Origin of the sequence: Mesorhizobium sp. AD1-1 (assembly GCF_020164655.1) — a bacterium.
Classification (GTDB): domain Bacteria; phylum Pseudomonadota; class Alphaproteobacteria; order Rhizobiales; family Rhizobiaceae; genus Mesorhizobium; species Mesorhizobium ciceri.
In genome coordinates this window covers 229,128-253,237 of sequence record NZ_JAIUGP010000006.1, presented here as the reverse complement: position 1 = coordinate 253,237, position 24,110 = coordinate 229,128, and the positions used below count along the sequence as shown (strand labels likewise).

Genomic DNA, 24,110 nt, shown 5'->3' with positions numbered 1-24,110 from the left:
TCCAATGGGCGACACGGCCCTCGAGGCGGTGCTGCGGCGCGATCGCGCGGTCGTGATGGCCGCGCTCGTGGTGATTGCCGTGCTCGCCTGGGCCTATGTGCTGTGGCTCGCCACCGACATGGTCATGCCCGGCTCCGCCTTGCCGGACAGCGGAGGCGGTGACATGGCCGGAATGGACATGTCGAATATGGACGGGTCGAACATGGGTATGGGCGGCATGGATATGGGCGCCGCCGTGGCGCCAGGCATCCGGGCCTGGGCATTGGCCGATTTCGCTTTCACCTTCACGATGTGGGCGGTGATGATGGTCGGCATGATGACGCCTTCGGTCGCACCGATGTTGCTGCTCTATGCCGGTGTCGGCCGCAAGGCGCGGGCGGATGGCAGGCCCATCGCTTCGACGGGATGGTTTTTTGCCGGCTACCTCGCCGTCTGGGCCGTCTTCAGCCTCGTGGCGACCGGTGCGCAATGGCTGCTCACCCGTCTTGCCTTGCTCGACCCCTCGATGGCGACCGGCAGCGCGGTCCTCGGCGGCCTCGTCCTGATCGCCGCCGGTCTCTATCAATGGACGCCGATGAAGGGCGTCTGCCTGCGCCAATGTCAGGCCCCGATCGCGTTCCTGGCCGGCCATGGCGGATTCCGCTCCGCTCCGCTCGGCGCGCTTCGGCTGGGCATCGATCACGGCGCCTACTGTCTGGGGTGCTGCTGGGCGCTGATGGCCCTGCTGTTCGTCGGTGGCGTCATGAACGTGCTGTGGATCGCCGGCATCGCCATCCTGGTCCTGCTGGAGAAGACGGTGCCGACCGGGCAGCTGATTCCGCGCGTTTCAGGCGCGTTGATGGCTGGCATCGGGACCTGGATCGTCTTTCAAGCCTTTTGAGAACAGTCTTCGTCTGCGACCTGTATTGGACTCCAGCCGCCAGTAAATCGTCAGAAGACAATCTTGGGACATGGTAGTTCGCCCCACGCGGAGGTCAACAACCACGAGGTATTTGCCCTGGATGGATTTCGCTGCCGCGGCCGGTATCGGCCCCGCGTTGGCGTTGCATCAGCTTTGCCGCCTTTATTGGCCCCTGCTGACTAATTCGCGGGCGTGTTTGTCTGTAAATCAGGCATTTACGGCAATCGGTTTTCAAACTCTTCGGGTTTGGGTCATTTCCCTTGACCTCACAGGAATTATCGCCTTCGATGACATTTGTGAATGGGAGGCGGCGCGTCGGTTACGATGCGGGGTTTCGGGATGGGCCGGGATGAAGCCGCGTTCACACGGGAGAAAAAAATCAGGATTTACTCCTGAAAAACAGAGAAAAGGGTCTGTGGGTCATGAAACACATTGCTATCGGCATTCTAGGCGCCGCCACGCTTGGATTGATGGCGTCCGCCGCGTCGGCGGCCACGCTCGACACCGTCAAGGCGAAGGGCTTCATCCAGTGCGGCGTCTCCACCGGCCTGGCCGGCTTTTCGGCGCCGGACGACAAGGGTGACTGGCAAGGCATCGATGCGGATTTCTGCCGCGCTGTCGCGGCCGCCGTCTTCGGTGACGGCTCCAAGGTCAAGTTCACGCCGCTCAGCGCCAAGGAGCGGTTTACCGCGCTGCAGTCGGGCGAGATCGACATCCTGTCTCGCAACACCACATGGACCATCAACCGCGATACGGCACTCGGCCTGAATTTCATCGGCGTCACCTATTATGACGGCCAGGGTTTCATGATCAACGCCAAGAAGCTGCCGGGCGTCAATTCGGCATTGCAGCTTTCGGGCGCAGCCGTCTGCGTGCAGAGCGGCACCACCACCGAGCTGAACCTCGCCGACTATTTCAAGGCCAACAAGATGGAGTACAATCCCGTCGTCTTCGAAAAGCTGGAAGAGGTCAATGCCGCCTATGATGCCGGCCGCTGCGACGTCTACACCACCGATCAGTCGGGCCTCTATGGCATCCGCCTGACGCTGGGATCGCCGGCCGACCATGTCGTGCTGCCCGAGATCATCTCCAAGGAGCCGCTCGGACCAGCCGTTCGCCAGGGCGACGACCAGTGGTACCACATCGTCAAATGGACCTATTTCGCGCTGCTGCAGGCTGAAGAGCTCGGCATCACCAAGGCCAATGTCGATGAGATGAAGAACTCGGCCAGCCCCGAGATCAAGCGCGTTCTCGGCCAGGAAGCCGACACCAAGATCGGTACCGATCTCGGCGTCTCCAATGACTGGGTGGTCAACATCGTCAAGGCCGTCGGCAATTATGGCGAAATGTTCGAGCGCAATGTCGGCTCGGGCAGCCCGCTGAAGATCGCGCGCGGCATCAACGCGCTGTGGACCAAGGGCGGCCTGCAATACGCGCCGCCGATCCGCTGATCGAAATGTGATCCGGGAGGCAGATCATCTGCCTCCCGGTTTCTCTTTCCAGGGGACGGTCGAATGGCATCGCAGGACGTACTTCGCGAGGAGCCCAGCCGCGGTTCCTTCATCAACGATCCGAAAATCCGGGGCATATTCTTCCAGCTGCTGGTCGTCGTGCTGCTGGTGGCGGGCGTCTGGTGGATTGCCCACAACGTTATCGACAACCTGACGCGGTTGCGCATCGCTTCAGGCTTCGGCTTCCTCAAGGGCCGCGCCGGCTTCGATATCAGCGAGAGCGCGATCGCCTATTCGTCGGATTCGACCTATGGCCGCGCCATTCTGGTCGGCTTCCTCAACACGGTCATCGTCGCTATCGTCGGCATCATCACCGCGACAATCATCGGCTTCGTCATCGGCATCGGCCGGCTCTCGAAGAACTGGCTGATCAGGAAGATCTGCACCGTCTATGTCGAGGTCTTCCGCAACATCCCGCCGCTGCTGGTCATCTTCTTCTGGTATTCCGGCGTGCTGGCCGTATTGCCGGCGCCACGCGACAGCATCAATTTGCCGTTCGGCTCCTTTCTCAACCAGCGCGGTTTCTATTTTCCACGCGCCGTATGGGGCGACGGTTCATGGCTGATCTTCGTCGCCCTGCTCGTCGGCATCGCCATGGCGTGGTTCGTCGCGCGCAAGGCGCGGCAACGGCAGATGGCGACCGGCCAGCAATTTCCGGTGTTTTGGACATCCGCGGCGCTGATCGTCGGGCTGCCGCTGCTCGCCTATGCGCTGAGCGGCTTTCCCCTGAGCTTCGACTACCCCAAGCAGTCGACTTTCAACCTGACCGGCGGCTTTCAGGTCCGGCCGGAGTTTCTGTCGCTTTATCTGGCGCTGTCCTGCTATACCGCCGCCTTCATCGCCGAGATCGTGCGTGCCGGCATCAGGGGTGTCAGCGCAGGCCAGACGGAAGCCGCCGGTGCGTTGGGATTGCGATCCGGATCGATCCTGCGGCTGGTCGTCGTGCCGCAGGCCATGCGCATCGTCATTCCGCCGCTGACCAGCCAGTATCTCAACCTGACCAAGAACTCGTCGCTGGCCATCGCCATCGGCTATCCCGACCTGACGGCGACCGCCGGGACAGTGCTGAACCAGACCGGCCAGGCCGTCGAGGGCGTGGTGATCATGATGGTGATCTATCTCGCCATCAGCCTTCTGACCTCGCTTGTGATGAACTGGTTCAACGCCAAGATGGCGCTGGTGGAGAGGTGAGGTAAGGACATGCAAGAACATGATATGTCCTGGGTGCGCACCGAAATGGTGCTGGCGCAGCCGGCGCCCGCCAGCGTCACCGGCCTCGGCGCATGGGTGCGCAAGAACCTGATCGCGTCTACCGGCGACACCATTTTGACAATCGTCGGCATCGCCCTGGTGGCGATGATCCTGCCGCAAATCATCAATTGGGCGTTCATCAACGCCGTGTGGACGGGGCCGGACCGGACCGTATGCGCCACGGTGGCGCAAGGCGGCATCCAGCCGGATGGCTGGACCGGCGCCTGCTGGGCTTTCGTCAATGCCAAGTTCGGCCAGTTCATGCTCGGCCGCTATCCCATCGAGGAGCGCTGGCGGCCGATCCTGGTCGCCATCCTGTTCGTGGCGCTGCTGGTGCCGATGCTGATGCCGAAGGTGCCACGCAAAGGGCTGAATGCGGTTCTGCTGTTCTTCGTGCTGCCGATCGTCGCCTTCGTCCTGCTGGTCGGCGGCATGTTCGGCCTGCCGCATGTCGAGACCTCGCTTTGGGGCGGGCTCTTGGTAACGCTCAGCCTGTCCTTCGTCGGCATTGCCGTGTCGCTGCCGCTCGGCATCGTGCTGGCGCTCGGCCGCCGTTCCAAGATGCCGATCATCAAGACGCTGTGCGTCGTCTTCATCGAGACGGTGCGCGGCATCCCGCTGATCACCGTGCTGTTCTTCGCCAGCGTCATGCTGCCGCTGTTCCTGCCGGAAGGCGTTTCGTTCGACAAGTTCCTGCGCGCTTTGATCGGCGTGTCGCTGTTTGCCGCCGCCTATATGGCCGAAGTGGTGCGCGGCGGCCTGCAGGCGATCCCCAAGGGCCAGTATGAAGGTGCCGATTCGCTCGGTCTCGGCTATTGGCAGAAGATGTATTTCATCGTCATGCCGCAGGCGCTCAAATTGGTCATCCCGGGCATCGTCAACACCTTCATCGGCATGTTCAAGGATACCAGCCTGGTCATCATCATCTCGATGTTCGACCTGCTCGGCATCGTCAAACAGAATTTTTCCGATGCAAACTGGGCAACCGCGCAGACGGCGAGGTCTGGCCTGATCTTCGCGGCCTTCGTCTTCTGGCTGTTCTGCTTCGGCATGTCGCGCTATTCAATGTACACCGAACGCCGGCTCGACACCGGCCACAAACGCTGAATGCATGTCGCCCAAAAGTGTATAGCGGTTTTGGGGTAACGACAGGCATCATTACCAACAACAAAAGAACAAGGGGATCCCTCTCATGGCCACCGAAAATGCCGTCAGCGCAGAAGAGATCAAGGTCAACGCCGCCAAGATGCAGATTTCGACGACCGATGTCGCCATCGACATCATCGCCATGCACAAATGGTATGGCGAGTTCCATGTGCTGAAGGACATCAACCTGAAAGTGATGCGCGGCGAGCGCATCGTCATCTGCGGCCCCTCCGGCTCCGGCAAATCGACCATGATCCGCTGCATCAACCGCCTGGAGGAGCACCAGAAGGGCAAGATCATCGTCGACGGTAAGGAATTGACCAACGATCTCAAGAAGATCGACGAGGTGCGCCGCGAGGTCGGCATGGTGTTCCAGCACTTCAACCTGTTCCCGCATCTGACCATCCTGGAGAACTGCACGCTGGCGCCGATCTGGGTGCGCAAGACGCCGAAGAAGCAGGCCGAGGAAATCGCCATGCATTTCCTCAAGCGCGTCAAGATCCCGGAACAGGCCAACAAATATCCCGGCCAGCTTTCCGGCGGCCAGCAGCAGCGTGTGGCGATTGCCCGCTCGCTGTGCATGAACCCGCGCATCATGCTGTTCGACGAGCCGACCTCGGCGCTCGATCCGGAGATGATCAAGGAAGTGCTGGAGACCATGGTTGGCCTTGCCGAAGAAGGCATGACCATGCTGTGCGTCACCCACGAGATGGGTTTTGCCCGCAAGGTCGCCAACCGGGTGATCTTCATGGACCAGGGCCAGATCGTCGAGCAGAACACGCCGGCCGAGTTCTTCGACCACCCGCGCCACGAGCGCACGAAGCTGTTCCTGTCGCAGATCCTGCACTAGGCCTTTCGATGTTTGCGAGGAGCCCGGCTGAAACACTGCCGGGCTCTTTTGCGTATGGGATAACAGGCGACCGTTCCTGTCGCGCTGGAGCGCTTTTGCAGAGCCGCTTTTCATGAAGAGACTGGGACGTTTTCTAGGCCTTCTGTTGATTGTCGTCGCTCTCGCCGTGACGACGGGCACCCTCGTGCCGCGGCCGCTGTGGCCGGCGGCCGCCGCCATGCCCGCAGCGACGCGCCACATCCTGGTGCTGAACAATCCGATCCACACCGATATCGCCATCCCGGTCGACGATGCCGTGCGCCGGCGTTTCCACTTCCTGGTCGACGCCGGCATACCGGCCGACAGGCCGGAGGTCCGCTACATCGTCTTCGGCTGGGGCGGTCGCGCCTTCTACCTGGAGACGCCGACATGGTCCGAGCTGAAGGCGGTATCGGTGATGAAGGCACTGACCCTCGACGCGTCGGTCATGCATGTCGATGTCGCCGGTGACGTCCTCGAACCGCGTCCTGACATCGCGGGGTTCGACATCACAGAGGACCGGTTCGCGGCGTTGCTCGATTTCATCGATGCGAGTTTCCAGCGCGGACCGGAAGGCCCGATCCTCGTTCCGGACGCGGCCTATTCCAGGTTCGACGGCTTCTACGAAGCCAACGGCCATTTCAACGCACTGGTCGGCTGCAACACCTGGACGGCGGCCGCCCTGCGCACCGCAGGCTTGCGCACCGGCTGGTGGAACCCGCTGCCTGTATCGCTCGGGCTATCGATGCGGCTGTATAATTAGCGTGGGCATTCCGCGAATTGGCGAGTGTCGTGTTCCTTCACACCCCCCTCTGTCCCGCCAACCTTTCGCAGGTTTCAGCTTTCGTCAGCCTCCGGTGCCCGCCAGCCATAGAGCCAGTCCAAATCCGCCGCGAGTTTTTCCGACGTGCGCATTTTCAGGAACACGTTGCGCGCAATCGCCACCGGCCCTGCGGCATGCCAGGCCAGCCGGTTGACAGCGCCGCGTCGGGCGACCTGCGCGACACGCGGCCGCCGCGACTGCTCCCAAACAGCAAGCGCGGCCAGCGGGTCCGTAGGGGAGGCGTAGACGGCGTCGGCAAGCGTCGCTGCATCCTCGATCGCCATGGCCGCACCTTGCGCCGCGAATGGGGTCATCGCATGCGCGGCGTCGCCGATCAGCGCCATGCCGTTCGGTGTTGTCCAGGGCTGTTGCGGGTCGACAGTGTGGATCGGCCACGCGGTCCACGGGCCGGCCTGCTCGACCAGACGGGCAAGTTCTGCCGCGGTGCCGGCAAGAGCTCGGGTCAGGATCCCGGCGTCGGCGTTGCCGGACCAGCCTTCGGCAATGCGGTCGCCCCTGGTGAAGGCCGCGAGATTGAAGGCCGCACCCTTGCTGACGGGATAGGCCACCATATGGAAGCCGGGATGCAGGAAGGTGGTGACGCAGTCCCTGGCGCCGATGGCGGCAAAGCTCTGCCCCGCGGCGCTATCAGCCGCGATGGTCGCGCGCCAGGCCAGTTCGCCGGAGAAATGGTTTCTTGGCGAAGCCGACCCCTTGGCCGAGTCGACAAGTGCGCGCACCGACGACCAGACGCCATCGGCCCCGACCAGCAGGAAGCCCTCCGCCTCGATGGTCTTGCCGTCGATCTCGGCCGTCGCCGTGATGCCATGCGGGCCGGAGGCAACGTCGCCGATGCGCGCGCCGGTGGTGAGATGGATATCCGGCACCTCGGCAACGCGCGCGGTCAATGCGCTCTGCAGATCGGCCCTGTGCGCGACGAGATAGGGTGCTTGCCAGCGGGTTTCGGCGGCTTGCCCCAGCGGCACGCGCGCCAGTTCGCGCAAGGTCGCGGCCTTCTTCAACACCACGGCTTGCGGCCGCACAGCTGCCGGCAGCAGCCGGTCGAGCACGCCAAGCTGGCGAAGGATGCGCGTCGCGTTTGGAGAGAGCTGGATGCCGGCGCCGGCAGCTTCCAGGCGCTGCGCCTGTTCGAACACCCGAACCGCGTAGCCGCGCGAGGCGAATGCAAGGGCTGCGGTCAATCCGGCGACACCGGCCCCGGCGACGACAATTTGCCGGGAACGCGTGTCGTTCATCGGGCTGGTCGCGAAAGTCTCAGGCGGCCTGTTCGATGTAGATGCATCCGGCCGGCAGCGTTTCCGTCGCCTTCAGCTTCGGCGAATAGCGGTAGAGCGTCGAGCAATAGGGACAGACTTTTTCATTGTCGTCGCCCATGTCCAGAAACACATGCGGGTGGTCGAAAGGCGGATTGGCGCCCGTGCACATGAATTCCTTCACCCCGATGTCGATTGCCGGATAGCCCGCATCGTTCTGAAAATGGGGAATGGAACCGCCTGCCATCGTCGTCTCCTTAACGCAGTCTCGTCTGCATCTGGATCATATCAGACCTCTTTGCAAGTTCGATGAAATCAAACTGTCGCAAAAGCCTGTCAGAGGATAAGTTAAGCCGGTTAACCCATGACCCGAAAACCGATTTCGGTTTTCGGGAGGGACCATGGGTCGCTAGAGTGACTGGCTAGCCGGCTTGAGCGGGTGTGGAAGAGCGGGAATCATGAACGAACTGAAGCCGGTGCAGAACGAATTCGTGGATGTCGAGGTGGCTCGCCCGGAAGGCGGCAACCCTGACCGGTTTGTCAACCGCGAGTTTTCCTGGCTGCAGTTCAACCGGCGCGTTCTCGAGGAATCGCTGAACCTTAATCACCCGCTGCTGGAGCGCGTCCGCTTCCTGTCGATCTCGGCCGCCAATCTCGACGAGTTCTTCATGGTCCGTGTCGCCGGTCTTGCCGGCCAGGTGCGCGAGGGCATCACGCTGAAGAGCCCCGACGGCCGCACCCCCGAACAGCAGCTCGAACAGCTGCTGCGTGAGGTCGAGCGGCTGCAGGAAGACCAGCAGAAGAGCCTTTCGGCGCTCACCGTGCTGCTCAACAAGGAAGGCATCGAGAGCATCACCCGCGATGCGCTGACCAAGGACGAGAAAATCTGGCTGGAAGACCATTTCCAGGAACAGGTTTTCCCGGTGCTGACCCCGCTGTCGATCGACCCGGCGCATCCGTTCCCGTTCATCCCCAATCTCGGCTTCTCGATGGCGCTGCAATTGCGCCATCGCAAGAATGGCGAGGAGATGAGCGCGCTGCTGCGCCTGCCGGTGGCGCTGAAGCGCTTCATCCGTCTGCCGGACCGCAAGCATCATGTCCGCTTCATCCCGCTGGAAGAGGCTGTCGGCCTGTATATCGGCAAGCTCTTCCCCGGCTACGAGGTCAAGGGCTCCGGCACGTTCCGCATCATCCGTGACAGCGATATCGAGGTCGAGGAGGAGTCCGAGGACCTCGTGCGCCTGTTCGAAACGGCGCTGAAGCGGCGTCGGCGCGGATCGGTGATCCGCATCGAATTCGACAGGCTGATGCCTGGCGAATTGCGCGATTTCGTCGCCGGCGAGCTTGGCGTGTCGTCGAGCCGCATCAGCGTCTTGACCGGTCCATTGGCGCTCAGCCAGATTTCCGAGATCGTCGCCGTTCCCCGCGACGACCTGAAATTCACGCCCTACAATCCGCGTTTTCCCGAGCGCATCCGCGAGCATGGCGGCGATTGTTTCGCCGCCATCCGCGAGAAGGACATCGTCGTCCATCACCCCTACGAATCCTTCGATGTGGTGGTGCAGTTCCTGCGCCAGGCAATGGCCGATCCGGAAGTGGTGGCGATCAAGCAGACGCTTTACCGCACCTCCAACGACAGTCCGATCGTGCGCGCGCTGGTCGACGCGGCCGAGGCCGGCAAGTCGGTCACCGCACTGGTCGAGCTCAAGGCGCGTTTCGACGAGGAAGCCAACATCCGCTGGGCGCGCGACCTGGAGCGGGCCGGCGTGCAGGTGGTGTTCGGCTTTCTCGAACTGAAGACGCATGCGAAAATGTCGCTGGTGGTGCGGCGCGAGGACGGCAAGCTGCGCAATTACGTGCATCTTGGCACCGGCAACTACCACCCGGTCACCGCGCGCATCTACACCGATCTGTCCTTCTTCACCACAGATCCGACGATTGCGCGCGATGTCGCCCAGCTGTTCAATTTCATCACCGGCTATGCCGAGCCGACGGACGAAATGCGGTTGGCGATCTCGCCGTTCACGCTGAGAAGCCGCATCCTGAAGCACATTGCCGACGAGATTGCCTACGCGGTGCAAGGCAAACCGGCGCGCATCTGGATGAAGATGAACGCCCTCGTCGATCCGATCATCATCGACGCGCTCTACGATGCCAGCCGCGCCGGCGTCGAGATCGACCTTGTCGTGCGCGGCATCTGCTGCCTGCGGCCGCAGGTTCCTGGCCTGTCGGAAAACATCCGCGTAAAATCGATCGTCGGCCGTTTTCTCGAGCACAGCCGCATCTATTGTTTCGGCAATGGTTTCGGCCTGCCGTCGGACGAGGCGATCGTCTACATCTCCTCGGCCGACCTGATGCCGCGCAATCTCGACCGCCGCGTCGAAACCATGGTGCCGATCACCAATCCAACTGTGCATGAACAGATCCTTGGCCAGATCATGCTGGGCAACATTATGGACAATCAGCAAAGTTTCGACGTATTGGCTGATGGAACCTCCCGGCGCGTCGTGCTGGAGGAGGGCGAGGAACCGTTCAACGCGCAGGAATATTTCATGACCAATCCGAGCCTGTCGGGACGGGGTGACGCGCTGAAGTCGCATGCGCCCAAGCGCATCGCGCAGTTCAAGCGCCGCAAGAAGAACGCCGCAGCGTCCGGCTGATGCTGTCTGATTCTCAGGGCCGGCTGCAGGACCGCCGACCGCTGTCCATCATCGACATCGGATCGAACTCGATCCGTCTCGTCGTCTATGAGGGGCTGGCGCGCTCGCCGACCATGCTGTTCAACGAAAAGATGCTGGCCGGTCTCGGCCGCGGCATCGTTTCGACCGGCAAGCTCGACCCCGAGGCGGTAACGCGCTCGATGGAAGAGTTCCGCCGCTTTCGTGCGCTTTCCGACCAGGCCGGCGCCGAGCAAATGTATGTGCTGGCGACCGCGGCGGCCCGCGAGGCGGTCAACGGCCCCGATTTCATCCACCGCGCCGAGGATGTGCTGAAGACCGAGATCCGAGTGATCAGCGGTCGTCAGGAAGCGTACTATTCCGCGCTCGGCGTCATTTCCGGCTTCCATCCGGCCGATGGCATCGCCGGCGATCTGGGCGGCGGCAGCCTCGAACTGGTCGATGTCAGCGGCGAGGCGATCGGCGACGGCATCACGCTGCCGCTGGGCGGCCTGCGCCTGCAGGACATGGCGAAGAACTCGCTGGCCCAGGCGGCCAGGATCGCGCGTGACGAACTGGCGAAGGCCAAGCTGTTGAAAGGCGGGCAGGGCAGGCCCTTCTACGCCGTGGGCGGCACCTGGCGAAATCTTGCCCGGCTGCACATGGAAATGACCAACTATCCGCTTGGCGTCATGCACCATTACGAGATATCGGCCGAAAGCGCGGCGAACTTCCTCAAGCAGGTGGCCAAGGCCGAGATCGAGAAGGTCAAGGGCATCGAAGGCGTTTCGAAGAACCGCCGTTCGCTGCTGCCCTATGGCGCCATCGTGCTGCAGGAGATCATGGCGGCGATGCAGCCGTCGAAGATCATCGTCTCGGCGCTCGGCGTGCGCGAAGGCTTTCTCTATTCGCTGCTCGACGAGGCGGAGCAGAAGGCCGATCCGCTGATTTCGGCCTCGGAGGAACTCGCCCGCCTGCGCTCGCGCTCCGTCACCCATGCGCATGAACTTGTCGACTGGACCGCCAAGACCTTTGCCGCCTTCGGCATCGACGAGACCGAGGACGAGGCGCGCTACCGCCACGCGGCCGCATTGCTGGCGGACATCGGCTGGCGCGCGCATCCCGAATACCGCGGCAAGCAATCGCTCAACATCATTGCGCACGCGTCCTTCTTCGGCGTCGACCATCCTGGCCGTGCTTTCCTGGCGATGGCCAACGCCTATCGTCACGACGGCATCTTCAACGAAGCCATCGCCCCCGAGATCAAGGCTCTGGCATCACCGCGTTATCTGGAGCGCGCCCGCGTGCTCGCCGCGATGATGCGCGTCGTCTACCTGCTGACGGCGTCGATGCCCGGCATCATGCCCAGGCTGAAATGGGAACAGCGCGCCAACGGCGTGCTGGCGCTGGTCTTGCCGGCATCGCTGGCCGATCTCTATGGCGAGCGGCCGGCCGGGCGCCTGGCGCAGCTGGCCAGGATCACCAACCGCCGGCTGGTGCTGGCCGTCGAGGGTGGCCCCAGCATGTCGGTGAAATAAGGCGCTAGCTGCTAGCAGACCCGTGTCTTATCTGACTTAAGCATAGACCTGCCGGTCGTACTTCGCCGGCGGCTTCGCGTTTGATGACCGGCTTCCCCCAATCCGTCGCTGCTTTGCAGCGCCACCTTTCCCCCCTCCGGAGGGAAAGGAAGGGAGCCTTGTTGGAAGAGCGTTGGCGGCAACAGGCTCGCGCCCTTCCTCTACCCCGTCGATCGGGGGCGAGGTGGCTCGGCGAAGCCGAGACGGAGTGGGGGTCGACCTGGCTTGGCGTCGAGGGCGGCCCCAGTGTCTCGGTGAAGTGGGCACGGCCTACCAGAGCCTGATTTATCTGACCTACGCGGATACCAACTCATCCCGCCACTTGTCAGCGGCTTCGCGTTTGATGACCGGCTTCCCCCAATCCGTCGCTGCTTCGCAGCGCCACCTTTCCCCCCTCCGGAGGGAAAGGAAGGGAGCCTTGTTGGAAGAGCGTTGGCGGCAACAGGCTCGCGCCCTTCCTCTACCCCGTCGATCGGGGGAGAGGTGGCTCGGCGAAGCCGAGACGGAGTGGGGGTCGATCAGCTCGGGCCCATCTACGCAAAAATATCAAACCGCGCCGTGCCCGTCGATCGACCATGCGCCGGCGCCGGCCATCGCCAGCGCTACAAACCCACCTGATATCGCAATGTCTTTCATCAGCATCTGCTGGTGCAGGAAGGCGAGCATCGCGTCGCCGCCACCCTGGCCATAATGGCCGATGAAGCCGGCGACGATACAGAAGGCAGCGAGCAGAAGCGCTATGATCCGGGTCTGGAAACCGACCAGGATGAGCAGCCCGGCGATCAGTTCGAACAGTCCCGTGCCCCAGGCGGCAAGTGTCGGCAGCGGCAGGCCAAGGCCGGCGAAATAGCCTGTGGTGCCGGCGATGTCGCTCAATGCATGGAAACCGGAAGGCACGAACAGGGCGGCGAGCAGCAGCCGGGAGAGCAGGAGCAGCGCGTTGCGGGGCATGTTCACCTCCGTTATCGGCCGCCGGCCGGCCTCGTCCCGATAGCCCCGATCCTATCAGAAAACTCCGGCCGACAGATCGGCGGGCATGCACCAACAACGAAAAAGCGGCGCGGAAAATTCCGCGCCGCTTTCTTGTTCGGCTATTGCCGGATCTTGGCTCAGCCGCGCTTGGCGTCGATCGAATAGGCACCGGCGCCCGAGGAAGCCAGCACGAGGAAGCCGCCCGCAATGGCGAGGTTCTTGAGAAACTGGATCATCTGCATCTGGTCGGCCCAACCGGTATGGGCGACCAAACCGGTAGCGACCGTGAAGACCGCCAGCACCCAGGCGACAATCCGGGTCTTGAAGCCGACGAGGATGGCGAGGCCGCCGAGAAGCTCGATCAGGCCGACGACGGTGGCCGTTACGGTCGGCAAGGGCAGGCCGAGGCTGCCGAAATAGCCCGCTGTTCCGCTAATGGCGGTGAGCTTGCCGAAACCTGAAAGCAGGAAGATGACCGCGAGCAGGACGCGGCCGAGGAGGATGGTGGTCGAGGCATTGGATGCGCCGGAACCGGCGACTGAAATGTTGGTGGACATGGTGGCTCTCCGGGATGGGTTGATGCCCGGGAGATAGAGCAAACCGACTGTTCACCAAAGCCACCAGACTGGCGACACATTGTTCACAGTACTTACGTTTCCGTGATCGGGCGGCCTGCGCAAAATTCGCTTCGGGTGAGGTCGTGACGGGAGTAAATTCTCCCCTCACGAAATACCGGGCTTTTGGTTGACGCAATTCCGGACCGAAAACCGCAGACACTTTTCCTGGAATTGCCTACCCCGGATGCGTCATATCCTCCGGCCGCACCAGCCGGTCGTAATCGGCTTCGCTGACCAGCCCGGTGGCGAGCGCTTCCTCGCGCAAAGTGGTGCCCTTCTTGTGCGCGGTCTTGGCGATCTTGGCGGCATTGTCGTAGCCGATGGTCGGCGCCAGCGCCGTCACCAGCATCAGCGATCGGTCGAGTGCCGCCTTGATGTTGTCTTCGCGGGCCTCGATGCCGACGACGCAATTGTCGGTGAAGGAGACCGAGGCGTCGGAGAGCAACTGCACCGACTGCAGGAAGTTGTAGGCCATCAGCGGATTGTAGACATTGAGCTCGAAATGACCCTGGCTGCCGGCGAAGGTGAGCGCCGCATTGTTGCCGAACACTTGTACGCAGACCTGCGTCAGCGCCTCGCACTGGGTCGGGTTGACCTTGCCCGGCATGATCGACGAGCCCGGTTCGTTTTCCGGCAGCGACAGTTCGCCGAGGCCCGAGCGCGGGCCTGAGCCGAGGAAGCGGATGTCGTTGGCGATCTTGAACAGCGCGGCGGCCGCCGCATTGATGGCGCCGTGCGAAAACACCATGGAATCATGGGCCGCCAGCGCCTCGAACTTGTTCGGCGCGGTGACGAAGGCGATGCCGGTGATGGAGGCGATGCGATCCGCGACCCTTTCGGCGAAGCCGACCGGCGCGTTGAGGCCGGTGCCGACGGCGGTGCCGCCCTGCGCCAGTTCCTGCAAGCCGGGCAACGTCAGCTCGATGCGCTTGATCGACGAAGCGACCTGCGCGGCATAGCCCGAAAATTCTTGGCCAAGCGTAAGGGGGGTGGCATCCTGCGTGTGCGTGCGGCCGATCTTGATGATGTGATTGAACTCTCTGCTCTTGGCGGCGAGCGCCTTGTGCAGGTGCTTCAGTGCCGGCAACAGATCGTGCACGATACGTTCGGCGCAGGCGATGTGCATGGCTGTCGGATAGGTGTCGTTCGACGATTGGCTCATATTGACGTGATCGTTGGGATGCACCGGCTTCTTGGAGCCCATGACACCGCCCAGCATCTCAATCGCCCGGTTGGAGATCACCTCATTGGCGTTCATGTTGGACTGGGTGCCCGAACCGGTCTGCCAGACCACCAGCGGGAAATGCTCATCGAGCTTGCCGTCGATGACCTCTTGCGCCGCCTCGACAATCGTCTTGCCGATCGCAGGATCGAGCCGCTTGAGCTCCATGTTGGCTTCGGCCGCCGCCCGCTTGACGATGCCCAATGCGCGCACGATCGACGCCGGCTGCTTTTCCCAACCGATCTTGAAATTGCCGAGCGAACGCTGCGCCTGCGCGCCCCAATACCGGTCGGCGGCGACTTCGATGGGACCGAACGTGTCGGTTTCGGTTCTGGTCTTTGCAGCGGTCACGGGTCTCTCCTTGTCGAAGTCGGCAACGGCGTATCGCGTTGCACAAACGGCTTCAAGCGGAGAATGCGGGCGGCGAGGATGCAAATCGGTTGAAGGCGCGGCGCTTCTCTCCTTCTCCCACAAAGGAAAGAAGGGAAGGGCTGCGCAGTTTTGGCCTCTCACCCCAGCGGCGGACCGACAATGTCGATGCCGTTTTTTGCGCAAAGCTGCACCAGTGCCGCGATGATTTCCGGTGTTGGTTCCATCAGCGGCGGCAGTTCGGGCTGTTCGGCGGGACGGCTCGCCTGACGCAGCATCGTCTCAAAATCCGAACCGCGCGTGATGGTGAGGGTGCGCGCACCTTCCGGGGATTCGACCCGGTAGGTGTGCGGCAGGCCTTTCGGTGCGATGACGGTTTCGCCGGCGTCCGCAATGCGTTCGTGGCCGTCGATCTGAAAGCGCAATCTCCCCTCCAGGATGTGAAACACTTCGTCTTCCCTGCGATGCACATGCAGCGGCGGCGAGTCGCCATAGGGCATGTGATGCTCGACGACGCAGGTGCCGTCCTCTCCTGCCATCGACGAGACGTGGATCGCGACGAGCGTGTTGTTGAACCAGAAGAGTTCCTTGCCTGTGATCGTGCCTGGGGTCATTGTCATGGCGTGTCTGATCCTTCTGTTGCCTGTGCCTGCTGGGCCGATGACGATCTAGCCAGGGATACGCCGACAACGGAAATCGAATGATCGTATGGGGCGAATTGATGCGATGAATTTGAACGCGCTCGACCTCAATCTCATCAAGGTGTTCGACGCCCTTCTGCGGGAGAGAAGCGTTACGCGTGCCGGCGAGCAGATCGGCCTCAGCCAGCCTGCCGTCAGCGCTGCGCTCAATCGCTTGCGACATCTCCTCAACGACCAGCTGTTCGTGCGACGGGGCAATGACATGATGCCGACACCGCGCGCCGAGAGCATGGCCGAGCCGTTGCGCGTGGCGCTTCGCGAGATCGAACGCGTCTTCCATTCGGCCAAGGCGTTCGATCCGGCGGAACTGGAGCGAACCTTCACGTTCATGGGGGCGGATTTCTTTTCCATGATGCTGATGCCAGCGCTGGCGGCACGCATCGCTGGCGCCGCGCCGCGCGCGTCGCTAAGGTTTCTCGATAGCGCGCGCGGCGATGTCTCGCGGCTGCTCCAGGACGATCAAATCGACGTAGCGCTCGAGCGTCCGCTGGAGGTCTCCGACTGGGTCTCAAGCACGCCTCTGTTCCATTCACCATTCGCCATCATCGCCGCGCAGGACAACGCTGCGATCAGGCAGGCGGGAATCATGGAAGGCAAGACTCTGCCGATCGACCTCTTCTGCGAACTGCCCCATATTCTTCGTTCTATCGACGGCTCGATGTCGGGCTCCACCGACGAGGCGCTCCGCAAGATCGGGCGAACGCGCCGTGTAAGCCTGACCCTGCCGCACTTTCAGGCTGTCGCATTAGCCGTGGCAAATGGAAACCACCTGTCGGCGGTGCCCAGGCAGTTCGCGGTTTGGGCGGCCGAGACCCTGCCGCTCGTCATCTTTGAACCGCCGCTTCCCATTGCTGTTCCGGAAATCAGGATGTACTGGCACGCGCGCCACGACGACGAGCCACCCCATCGCTGGGTTCGCGATCAGATCCTGGAGGCGGTAGGCGTACTTGGATTTGTAGAAAGTGGCGTCGCTGAAAATGTCGGCGCTTGGCGTGGCGCCCGGACGGATCAGCCCGCGGTATAACCACCGTCGACGGAGAAGACCCCGCCGCTGGTCCAGGCCGCCTCGTCGCTAGCGAGGTACACTGCGATGCCCGCCAGATCGTCGGGGCGGCCGATTCTGCCAAGCGGATAGCTGCGCTCGACATAGGCTTTCAGCTCGGCCTTTGCCTCGGCCGGCAAATTGTCGACGGTCTTGCGTCGCATGGCGGTGTCGACCGTGCCGGGCGCGATGGCGTTGACGCGGATGCCGCGCGGGCCGAGTTCGAAGGCCAGCGATTTGGTCAGCGAGTTCAACGCGCCCTTTGACAGGGAATAGAGGCTCGACGGCCGCTTCGGGATCATCTTGTTGGCGAAATAGGACGAGATGTTGATCACCGACGCGCCGGCCGCCAGATGCGGCAGCAGACCCTGGGTGAGGAAGAACACCGCCGTCACATTGAGCGCGAAGGATTGCTGGAACTGCGCCTCGCTGACGGTCTCGAACGGCACCAGGAAAGCCACCCCGGCATTGTTGACGAGGATATCGAGCGGCCTGCCCGATTTTTTCACATTCTCGACGACGGCCGCGATGCCGGCCGAGGTGGCAAGATCGGCCGACAGCGTCTCGATAGTGCCGCCGAGGTGCTTATGGGCGGCGTCGAGCTTCTTGGTGTCGCGGCCGACGATTAGGACGTCCGCGCCCTCGCGCGAAAAGGCCTCGGCGATCGCCAGGCCGATACCGTCCGACCCGCCGGTAACCAGCGCGCGCTTGTTGTGAAGTCTCATCGGATGCTCCGAGATTTCTGCGTCGTCGAGAGCACCGTATAGTGGCGGCCAAGGTCAAGCCGTCAGCCTATCCCACGGTATGAACTTCGACCGCCGCCACCCGGCAGGCCGGCCGAGGCTGGTTTAAGCGCCGGCGGTCGCAAGCTCCCCCAAAGCCAGCCGTCCCGCGACATAATTCTTGACCTGGCGGACAGCCTGTTCGCGCGACACGCTGCCCGGCTGCAGGCCGAGCCGCAACCAAAGCCCGTCGATCAGCGCGGTGACGCCAAGCGCGATGTCGTCGGCATCTCCGGGCGAGGCGAGGCCGCGCAGGCCCGACAACAGGTTCGAGCGCATGCGCGCATGGATCACCCTCTGGATACGAGCCATCTTCTCGTCGCGCGGCACCTCGGCGCAGAGCGACAGCCAGGCATGGCAGAGAGGCGGCTGGAACAGATGCTCCTCGAAATTGCCCTCGATCACCGCATCCATGCGCTCCATCGGTGTCTGCGCCCGGCGAAGCCGCGCGATCACCGCCTGGCACAGGACGGCGTTTGCCTCACGCATCGCGTGCTCGAACAATTCCTGCTTGTTGCGGAAATAGTGCAGCACGATGCCCTTGGAGGCACCGGCCTGCGCCGCCACCTTTTCCAGTGTCGCGCCGGCAATGCCCTCGCGCTCCAGCACCGCGAAGGCCGCCTGCCGCAATTCCTTGCGGCGGATCTCACTGAGACGCTTGAGTTTCACGGCATCGGTCCATGCATGTCGAATCCACGTTGACATCTTCGTCCGTTCAGATCAAGAATTGACCCATGGGACAATAAAAAGACCGATTGGTCAATTTTGTGGACGAGGAGAACCGAAATGTTGCGCATCCTTGCAAATGGCGTCTGCCTTGCCGGCCTCATGTTGGCCACTCATGCGGCCCAGGCGGCCGAGGCCGAAGAGTGCAAGACGGTCCGCATGGCCGAACCCGGCTGGAACGACCTTGCCTTCACTACAGGAGTCGCAAATGTCCTGTTGGAGGCGCTTGGCTATCAGCCGCAAAGCCAGGTGCTCGGCATCAACGTCATCTACGAGGGCATGAAGAACAGGGACCTCGACCTGTTCCTGGGCTACTGGGACCCGGCCATGGTCACCTATTACGAGCCCTACAAGAAGGACGGCTCGGTCGAGAATGTGCGCGTCAATCTCGTAGGCGCCAAATACACATTCGCCGTGCCGACCTATGTCTGGGAAGCCGGCGTCAAGGACATTTCCGACCTGCACAAATTCGCCGACAAATTCGGCAAGAAAATGTACGGCATCGAGCCCGGTTCAAACCAGTTGATGATGGACGCTATCGCCGATCCCGCCTTTGGCCTGGACGGCTGGCAGGTGGTCGAATCGAGCGAAGCCGGCATGCTTTCCGAGGTCGGCTACGAGATCAAGGAGAAGCAGTTCATCGTCTTCCAGGGCTGGGCGCCGCACCCGATGAACACGATGTACGACTTCAAATATCTGACCGGCGGCGACAAATTCTTCGGCCCGAATTTCGGCGCCGCGACGGTGACGACGCAGGTGCGCAAGGGCTATCTGCAGCAATGCCCGAACGTCGCACAGTTCTTGAAAAACCTCGCCTTCGACATCGATTTCGAGAATGTCGGCATGGGTTATCTGATCAATGACGGCATGAAGCCGGAGGACGGCGCGCTGAAAGCAATCACGGCCAACAAGAGCCGTCTCGATGCCTGGCTCGCCGGCGTCACCACCTTCGACGGCCAACCCGGGCTTGCCGTGGTCAAGGAAAAGCTCGGCCTGTGAGGGCGGCGGTGCTGAATGCCTGCGCGGACCAGGACGGCTGGGCCGGCCGCAAGCAGTTCGTCACTGTCGGCGATCTCGACATCGCCTATGTCGAGGTAACAGGCGCCGAGCCGGCACTGCTGTTGGTGCACGGCTTCACCGACACCAGCCGCAGCTTTTCGCTTCTTGCGCCATATCTGGCCGGCCGCCGTCTGATCATGCCGGATCTGCGCGGCCACGGCGCCTCGCAGGCCGGCAAAGGCTGCGGCATCGCCGATTTCGCCGACGATATTGCTGGGCTGGTCCTGCGTTTGCGGCTCGACCGGCCGGTCGTCGTCGGCCATTCGCTGGGCGCCATGGTGGCCATCGCATTGGCTGGGCGACACAGGGAGCTGATTGGCGGGCTGGTGGTGCTGGCCGGCACGCTGAAGTCCGATTTCGCGCCGGATCATCCGCTGGTCGCGGGCGTCGAGGCGCTGCGCGACCCGATATCGCCGGCCGATCCGTTCTACGCCTGGTGGCATGCCTGCAGTCCCGACGTGCCTCCAGCCTTTCTCGCTGGCCTGGCGCAAGAGGCCTCGGCGATGCCGACGCTGCGCTGGCGCGCGATTCTCGAGGAAATCCGCCGCGCCGATCTGACCGATGCGGCGCGGGCCGTGCAAGTCCGGACGCTGATCATTGCCGGCGCGTGCGACCCGCTGTTCGGCGAGGCGCACCAGCAGGCGTTGCAATCCGCTCTTGCCGGAGCCGTCTTCGTTCGGGCTGAGAGCTGTGGCCACAACCCGCATTGGGAAGATCCGGCCCTCGTCGCCAAGACCATCATCGAGGCATTTGAAGTCTGATGCATGTCGCCCAAAAGTGGCCCCGGTTTTGGGAGAATGACATGCACAAAAAAGGATCTATTCCTAAAGCGCGTCGACGCGCTTTAGGAATAGATCCCGACCAGCGATTGCGATGTCGGCGACAGCCGCAAGGTTTCCGTGGGTTTGGTCCGGCCGGGTTGCGCGGCCCGCCAAAAATCCTGCCATGCCGGCGAGGCGGCAAGCGCGGCCTTGTGGCGGGCATGCGCTTCTGTGCTGGCAAAACCCATGACGCTGATGAAGACGTTTTCGTCAGCCCGTACCGGCAGGCGCGGAAAATTGTTTTCGGCAGGCTCGGTCACGAACGCGGCGAGCAGGCGTGCGTCGGCCGTCATCAGGCACGCCGTCTCAATCTCGAAGCGGGTGGTGAAATCTGCCTCCGTGCCGGGCTGCAAATGATGAATCTCGATGACCACGATGCCGGCCAGCGGCCTGTTTCGAATGGGCTTTTCGTCGCCGGCCAGGCTTGGCCGCTGCGCCCCCGCGAGGTCGAAGCCGGCGCCCGGCCACGCCGGCTTGAGCAGCAGCACATCGTCGGAATCGATCATCGTCGCGTTGGCCGCATCGCGGTGCGCCGCCCAGACCGGCCCGCCATAGAAAGCGGCAAGAGCATTTTTCCGCGCATCCATGCTGTCGAAGCCGCGCATCCAGACGAACATGTCAGGCCGATCGAGATCCCGGAACTGGCCGATGATGGTCATGCCGGCGGCCTCCTGGCCCTCGATCAGCCTGCTGTCGAAGATGTCGATGAGCGTGTCGCGTTGGCCTGGCTTCAGCGTGTATTGCCGCAACTCGACGACAGGCGAGGCGAGCGCCGAGGGTTTCGGCGCGACGTTCTGGGGCAGGTTCATCCGGCATTCTCCAAAACAGGGTGATTGTCCTGTTTGTAAAACAGACCGGTTGTCCTGTTTTGTCAATATGCTAATGTCCGGCAATGTCAGCAGAGATGATCGCTCAACCAAAACTGCGCCCGGGAAAACGCATCAACGACCCTGAGGGCATGCGCAAGAAAGTGCTCGATGTCGCCGAGGACGCGTTCCAGGCGCGCGGCTATCACGCCTCCAGCATCGGCGACCTGATGGCGGCGGCGGATGTCAGCGGCGGAGCGCTGCATCACCACTTTCCGACCAAGAAGGCGCTGGCGCTGGCGGTGATCGACGAGCGTGTAGCGGCAGCGGTCGAAGAGACATGGATCGCGCCGGTGCTGGCGGCGGCGTCGGCCCGCGAGGGCGTGCGCGCGGTGTTCGAGGCCGTGGCGGCGCAACTGGAGCAGCAGGGTTTCGTGCGCGGCTGTCCGCTCAACAATCTGGCGCACGAATTGTCGCTTGCCGACCCGGATTTCCGCATTGCCCTTGCCGGGATTTTTGCCGGGTGGCGGCGTGCGATTGCCGACAAGCTGCGTGCCGACCAGCAGGTAGGCAAGGACGAGGGCACGGACCCCGAGCGCTTCGCCGCGCTGACGGTCGCCGCCTATTCGGGAGCGATGTCGATGGCCAAGGCCACGCAGGATGCCGGTGTGCTGCGGGATTGCCTGGCGGGGCTGGAGCGCAGCGCGCCGTCGCCATCGCCATCGCAGGGCGCATTGGCAGCCAGGCGACGCAACAGAATACTGCCACGGCCGGGAACCCCTTGACTCGCCGTGCTCTGGTTCAGCTACTCGGCCAGCGGCTTGATCGTCTCGTAGCCGTTGACGGATTCCGAACTGGTGCCTTCATCGTAGCGCCGCGCGAGCGCGGCTTGCAGATCTGGCGCATAGAGGGCGGTAAATGAATCCAGCGTCTCGCCGGCACCGTTCTTGAAGGTCTCCTTGACCGCCAGGACATTGTATTTGCACTCGCCCAGGCTGAATGTCTCCTTGCCCTTCACGACCAGGCTCAGCGTCTTGGTGCCCTTCGGCGGCTTGTTCGGCGACAACTCGACGAACTCTATCGCGGCCTTTGTCCCCGCCTTCAGCGGAAACAGCTTTCGCAGATCGGAAAACGGGATCATCGCCTGGCGACCGGTGTCGCTGTCGCGAAACACCTCGATCAGGCCGGCGAACAGATATTGGGTCTGGGGCGATTGCGATTCGTAGGTGTTGACAACCGACATCATCCCGCCAGCCACGGGCCGAAATTCGCTCTGGATGCCGGGCCTCGCCAGAACGAAACCCTTTCTGGCGGACTTGACGTCGACGCAACCGGCCGCATGCGCAGTGCTCGCGCACAACATCGCGGCCAGGATCATGCAGATAGGTGCGGCTTTCATTTTTCGTCCTCCTCCGCTTGCGCAAGCGAGACATGCCAGACCCGTGGCGTCATGTCGATGATGGCGCAGAGGCGCTGGACGACCGGCCGCTGTCCATGCTGAATCAGCGTATGATGAATCGCCGTTCGACTGCATCGCTTTCCCGACGCAACTTCCTGGCGCAGGCTGCAGGATTTGCCGCGGCCGGCGCCTTGTCGCGCCCGGCCTTCAGCCAGACCGGGCAACGCGTCCAGTCGATCGACGCCACCTTCCTCTTCATCGCCGATGTCCATGCCTGCCGCATGGCGAGCGGCTTGAGCCCCAACTGCCTGCAGGAAGGCAAGACCGACGCCGCGCTGCTGCGCAACGTGGCGGTGCTGAATGCGCTTGGCGACATGGACTGGCCAACTGAGATCAATGGCGTCGCCACCGGCCTGCGTTCGGCCGGCAGGATAGACACGCCGCTCGGCCTTGTCGTCGGCGGCGACATCACCGACGATGGCGGCGGCCAGATCACGCAGCCGAGCGAGGGCACCCAACTGCTCCAGTTCAGCCAACGCTACAGCCAGGGCGTCGGTCCCGATCGCGTGCACATGCCGGTTTATATCGGGCTCGGCAACCATGATCTCGACCAGAACGGCCCGCCGCACCATGTCGACTGGTATCGGCGCGAACTGCGCGACTATGTCGAGGTCAACCATCGCGCCGGCGTGTTCTTCAAGCCGCCGGTGCCGGCCACCGACTATGATGTCGACACCGACTGTTACTCCTGGGACTGGGGCGGCCTGCATCTGATCCAGACGCATCGTTTCGCCGGCGATACCGGCCACGGCGCCGAGAGCAGCCTGCCATGGCTGAAGCAGGATCTGGCGACCTATGCGGCGGACGGCCGTCCGGTCATCCTGTTCCAGCACTATGGCTGGGACACTTTCTCGGTGGAACGTTGGGATGCCGCCAAGCGGCACTTCGATGATGACGGCAGTGGTGCGCCGCATTGGTGGAGCGAGGCCGACCGGCAGGCGTTGCTGGCGGCGCTGAAGGGCTACAATGTCGTCGGCATTTTCCATGGCCACCAGCACGAAACGCCGCTGATCTATCGCAGGGACGGGATCGACCTGTTCAAGCCGAAGGCTGCCTATATGGGCGGTTTCGCGCTGGCCAGGGTGACCAGCGACGGCATGGACGTGGTGCTGGGCGAGGCGGCCGGCGATCACGGCGAGGTCGCCTTCACCAATGCTTTCAGCAAGGGCTGGAGCACCTGAAAAAGGCGGCCTTCGCGACCGCCTTTCCCTCGATAAAGCGCGTTTGCCGATGTCGGATCAGAGCGCCTTCTTGACCTTGTCCTTGATGTCGCCATAGGCCTTCTGCACCTTACCGGCGGTCCGGTCGCCCGTGCCTTCGGCCTGGGTCTGCCTGTTGCCGGTCGCCTTGCCCGCGGCTTCCTTGACCGAGCCCTTGACCTGCTTGGCCACGCCCGCAACCTGATCCTTGTTCACCATTTTTTGCGCATCTCCTGGAGTTCTGAATTCGGAGGAATTCATTTGCGGGTAGCTAACGAGCCGGTGTCGGTTAGGTTCCAGGCGTCGCCCGGACGGCAGATCAGGTCG

The 24,110-nt window shown here is 62.9% G+C and carries 24 protein-coding genes; 13 read left to right on the top strand and 11 right to left on the bottom strand.

All coding sequences use genetic code 11. From position 1 onward, the window contains the following. Nucleotides 1-4 precede the first annotated feature (4 nt). From LB519_RS14545 to LB519_RS14520, 6 genes are all read left to right on the top strand, one after another. A complete protein-coding gene (locus LB519_RS14545) occupies nt 5-880 on the top strand; it encodes a DUF2182 domain-containing protein (RefSeq protein WP_024505010.1) in 876 nt (291 codons plus the stop codon). Between the two features lie 443 nt (nt 881-1,323). Continuing rightward, on the top strand, nt 1,324-2,352 hold the full coding sequence (locus LB519_RS14540; RefSeq protein ID WP_024505009.1) for an amino acid ABC transporter substrate-binding protein: 1,029 nt from the start codon (nt 1,324-1,326) through the stop codon (nt 2,350-2,352). 63 nt (nt 2,353-2,415) lie between these two features. Then, nucleotides 2,416-3,603, top strand: coding sequence for an amino acid ABC transporter permease (locus LB519_RS14535; protein ID WP_224620313.1), 1,188 nt, complete (start codon nt 2,416-2,418; stop codon nt 3,601-3,603). 9 nt (nt 3,604-3,612) lie between these two features. Next, on the top strand, nt 3,613-4,770 hold the full coding sequence (locus LB519_RS14530; protein ID WP_013532421.1) for an amino acid ABC transporter permease: 1,158 nt from the start codon (nt 3,613-3,615) through the stop codon (nt 4,768-4,770). 139 nt (nt 4,771-4,909) lie between these two features. Then, nucleotides 4,910-5,659 (top strand): amino acid ABC transporter ATP-binding protein, encoded by a 750-nt coding sequence (locus tag LB519_RS14525; RefSeq protein ID WP_031213892.1) that lies wholly within the window; start codon nt 4,910-4,912, stop codon nt 5,657-5,659. Nucleotides 5,660-5,771: 112 nt separating this feature from the next. Next, entirely contained in the window at nt 5,772-6,440 is a 669-nt protein-coding gene (locus tag LB519_RS14520) for a TIGR02117 family protein (RefSeq protein WP_224620312.1), read from the top strand. Between the two features lie 74 nt (nt 6,441-6,514). On the opposite strand, the gene LB519_RS14515 is transcribed toward LB519_RS14520, so the two are convergent. Then, nucleotides 6,515-7,756 (bottom strand): FAD-dependent monooxygenase, encoded by a 1,242-nt coding sequence (locus tag LB519_RS14515; protein WP_127370762.1) that lies wholly within the window; start codon nt 7,754-7,756, stop codon nt 6,515-6,517. Between the two features lie 19 nt (nt 7,757-7,775). Next, complete coding sequence (locus tag LB519_RS14510) at nt 7,776-8,021, bottom strand: zinc-finger domain-containing protein (protein WP_013532417.1); 246 nt, start codon at nt 8,019-8,021, stop codon at nt 7,776-7,778. 211 nt (nt 8,022-8,232) lie between these two features. Here LB519_RS14510 and LB519_RS14505 point away from each other — a divergent pair, with 211 nt between their 5' ends. Both LB519_RS14505 and ppx read left to right on the top strand, forming a co-directional pair. Continuing rightward, nucleotides 8,233-10,434 (top strand): RNA degradosome polyphosphate kinase, encoded by a 2,202-nt coding sequence (locus LB519_RS14505; protein WP_013532416.1) that lies wholly within the window; start codon nt 8,233-8,235, stop codon nt 10,432-10,434. Further along, on the top strand, nt 10,434-11,969 hold the full coding sequence (ppx, locus tag LB519_RS14500; protein ID WP_024505005.1) for an exopolyphosphatase: 1,536 nt from the start codon (nt 10,434-10,436) through the stop codon (nt 11,967-11,969). Before LB519_RS14505 ends, ppx begins: the two co-directional genes overlap by 1 nt. Nucleotides 11,970-12,554: 585 nt before the next feature. Here ppx and LB519_RS14495 read toward each other — a convergent pair. The 4 genes from LB519_RS14495 to LB519_RS14480 form a co-directional block, all read right to left on the bottom strand. After that, nucleotides 12,555-12,959 (bottom strand): DoxX family protein, encoded by a 405-nt coding sequence (locus tag LB519_RS14495; protein ID WP_224620311.1) that lies wholly within the window; start codon nt 12,957-12,959, stop codon nt 12,555-12,557. A gap of 158 nt (nt 12,960-13,117) precedes the next feature. After that, on the bottom strand, nt 13,118-13,537 hold the full coding sequence (locus tag LB519_RS14490) for a DoxX family protein (protein WP_013532413.1): 420 nt from the start codon (nt 13,535-13,537) through the stop codon (nt 13,118-13,120). Nucleotides 13,538-13,772: 235 nt separating this feature from the next. Next, nucleotides 13,773-15,170, bottom strand: a complete 1,398-nt coding sequence (gene fumC, locus LB519_RS14485; RefSeq protein ID WP_127368335.1) for a class II fumarate hydratase — start codon at nt 15,168-15,170, stop codon at nt 13,773-13,775. Nucleotides 15,171-15,328: 158 nt separating this feature from the next. Then, nucleotides 15,329-15,808 carry a cupin domain-containing protein gene (locus tag LB519_RS14480; RefSeq protein WP_127366607.1) on the bottom strand — a complete coding sequence of 160 codons (480 nt, stop codon included), beginning with the start codon at nt 15,806-15,808 and terminating at the stop codon, nt 15,329-15,331. 88 nt (nt 15,809-15,896) lie between these two features. Here LB519_RS14480 and LB519_RS14475 point away from each other — a divergent pair, with 88 nt between their 5' ends. Continuing rightward, nucleotides 15,897-16,913 (top strand): LysR family transcriptional regulator, encoded by a 1,017-nt coding sequence (locus LB519_RS14475; protein WP_224620310.1) that lies wholly within the window; start codon nt 15,897-15,899, stop codon nt 16,911-16,913. On the opposite strand, the gene LB519_RS14470 is transcribed toward LB519_RS14475, so the two are convergent. Together LB519_RS14470 and betI are read right to left on the bottom strand one after the other, a co-directional pair. Beyond that, nucleotides 16,898-17,656 carry an SDR family NAD(P)-dependent oxidoreductase gene (locus tag LB519_RS14470; RefSeq protein WP_127366606.1) on the bottom strand — a complete coding sequence of 253 codons (759 nt, stop codon included), beginning with the start codon at nt 17,654-17,656 and terminating at the stop codon, nt 16,898-16,900. The genes LB519_RS14475 and LB519_RS14470 overlap by 16 nt on opposite strands. Nucleotides 17,657-17,779: 123 nt before the next feature. Continuing rightward, nucleotides 17,780-18,418, bottom strand: a complete 639-nt coding sequence (gene betI / locus LB519_RS14465; RefSeq protein ID WP_024505714.1) for a choline-responsive transcriptional repressor BetI — start codon at nt 18,416-18,418, stop codon at nt 17,780-17,782. Nucleotides 18,419-18,499: 81 nt separating this feature from the next. Between betI and choX the strand changes: the two genes are divergently transcribed. Further along, a complete protein-coding gene (choX, locus tag LB519_RS14460) occupies nt 18,500-19,438 on the top strand; it encodes a choline ABC transporter substrate-binding protein (protein ID WP_224620309.1) in 939 nt (312 codons plus the stop codon). Between the two features lie 8 nt (nt 19,439-19,446). Continuing rightward, nucleotides 19,447-20,259 (top strand): alpha/beta fold hydrolase, encoded by an 813-nt coding sequence (locus LB519_RS14455; RefSeq protein WP_063173635.1) that lies wholly within the window; start codon nt 19,447-19,449, stop codon nt 20,257-20,259. An 83-nt stretch (nt 20,260-20,342) separates the two neighbouring features. On the opposite strand, the gene LB519_RS14450 is transcribed toward LB519_RS14455, so the two are convergent. After that, nucleotides 20,343-21,128 carry an NIPSNAP family protein gene (locus tag LB519_RS14450; protein ID WP_224620308.1) on the bottom strand — a complete coding sequence of 262 codons (786 nt, stop codon included), beginning with the start codon at nt 21,126-21,128 and terminating at the stop codon, nt 20,343-20,345. Between the two features lie 95 nt (nt 21,129-21,223). Here LB519_RS14450 and LB519_RS14445 point away from each other — a divergent pair, with 95 nt between their 5' ends. Next, the gene (locus LB519_RS14445; RefSeq protein WP_224620307.1) at nt 21,224-21,910 is read left to right on the top strand and encodes a TetR/AcrR family transcriptional regulator; all 687 of its coding nucleotides are present in this window, start codon (nt 21,224-21,226) and stop codon (nt 21,908-21,910) included. A 20-nt stretch (nt 21,911-21,930) separates the two neighbouring features. Here LB519_RS14445 and LB519_RS14440 read toward each other — a convergent pair whose 3' ends face one another. Continuing rightward, complete coding sequence (locus tag LB519_RS14440; protein ID WP_024505719.1) at nt 21,931-22,524, bottom strand: hypothetical protein; 594 nt, start codon at nt 22,522-22,524, stop codon at nt 21,931-21,933. Between the two features lie 110 nt (nt 22,525-22,634). On the opposite strand from LB519_RS14440, the gene LB519_RS14435 reads away from it, so the two are divergent. Next, the gene (locus LB519_RS14435; protein WP_224620379.1) at nt 22,635-23,765 is read left to right on the top strand and encodes a metallophosphoesterase; all 1,131 of its coding nucleotides are present in this window, start codon (nt 22,635-22,637) and stop codon (nt 23,763-23,765) included. Between the two features lie 57 nt (nt 23,766-23,822). Here LB519_RS14435 and LB519_RS14430 read toward each other — a convergent pair whose 3' ends face one another. Then, nucleotides 23,823-24,002 carry a CsbD family protein gene (locus LB519_RS14430; protein WP_224620306.1) on the bottom strand — a complete coding sequence of 60 codons (180 nt, stop codon included), beginning with the start codon at nt 24,000-24,002 and terminating at the stop codon, nt 23,823-23,825. Nucleotides 24,003-24,110 lie beyond the last annotated feature (108 nt).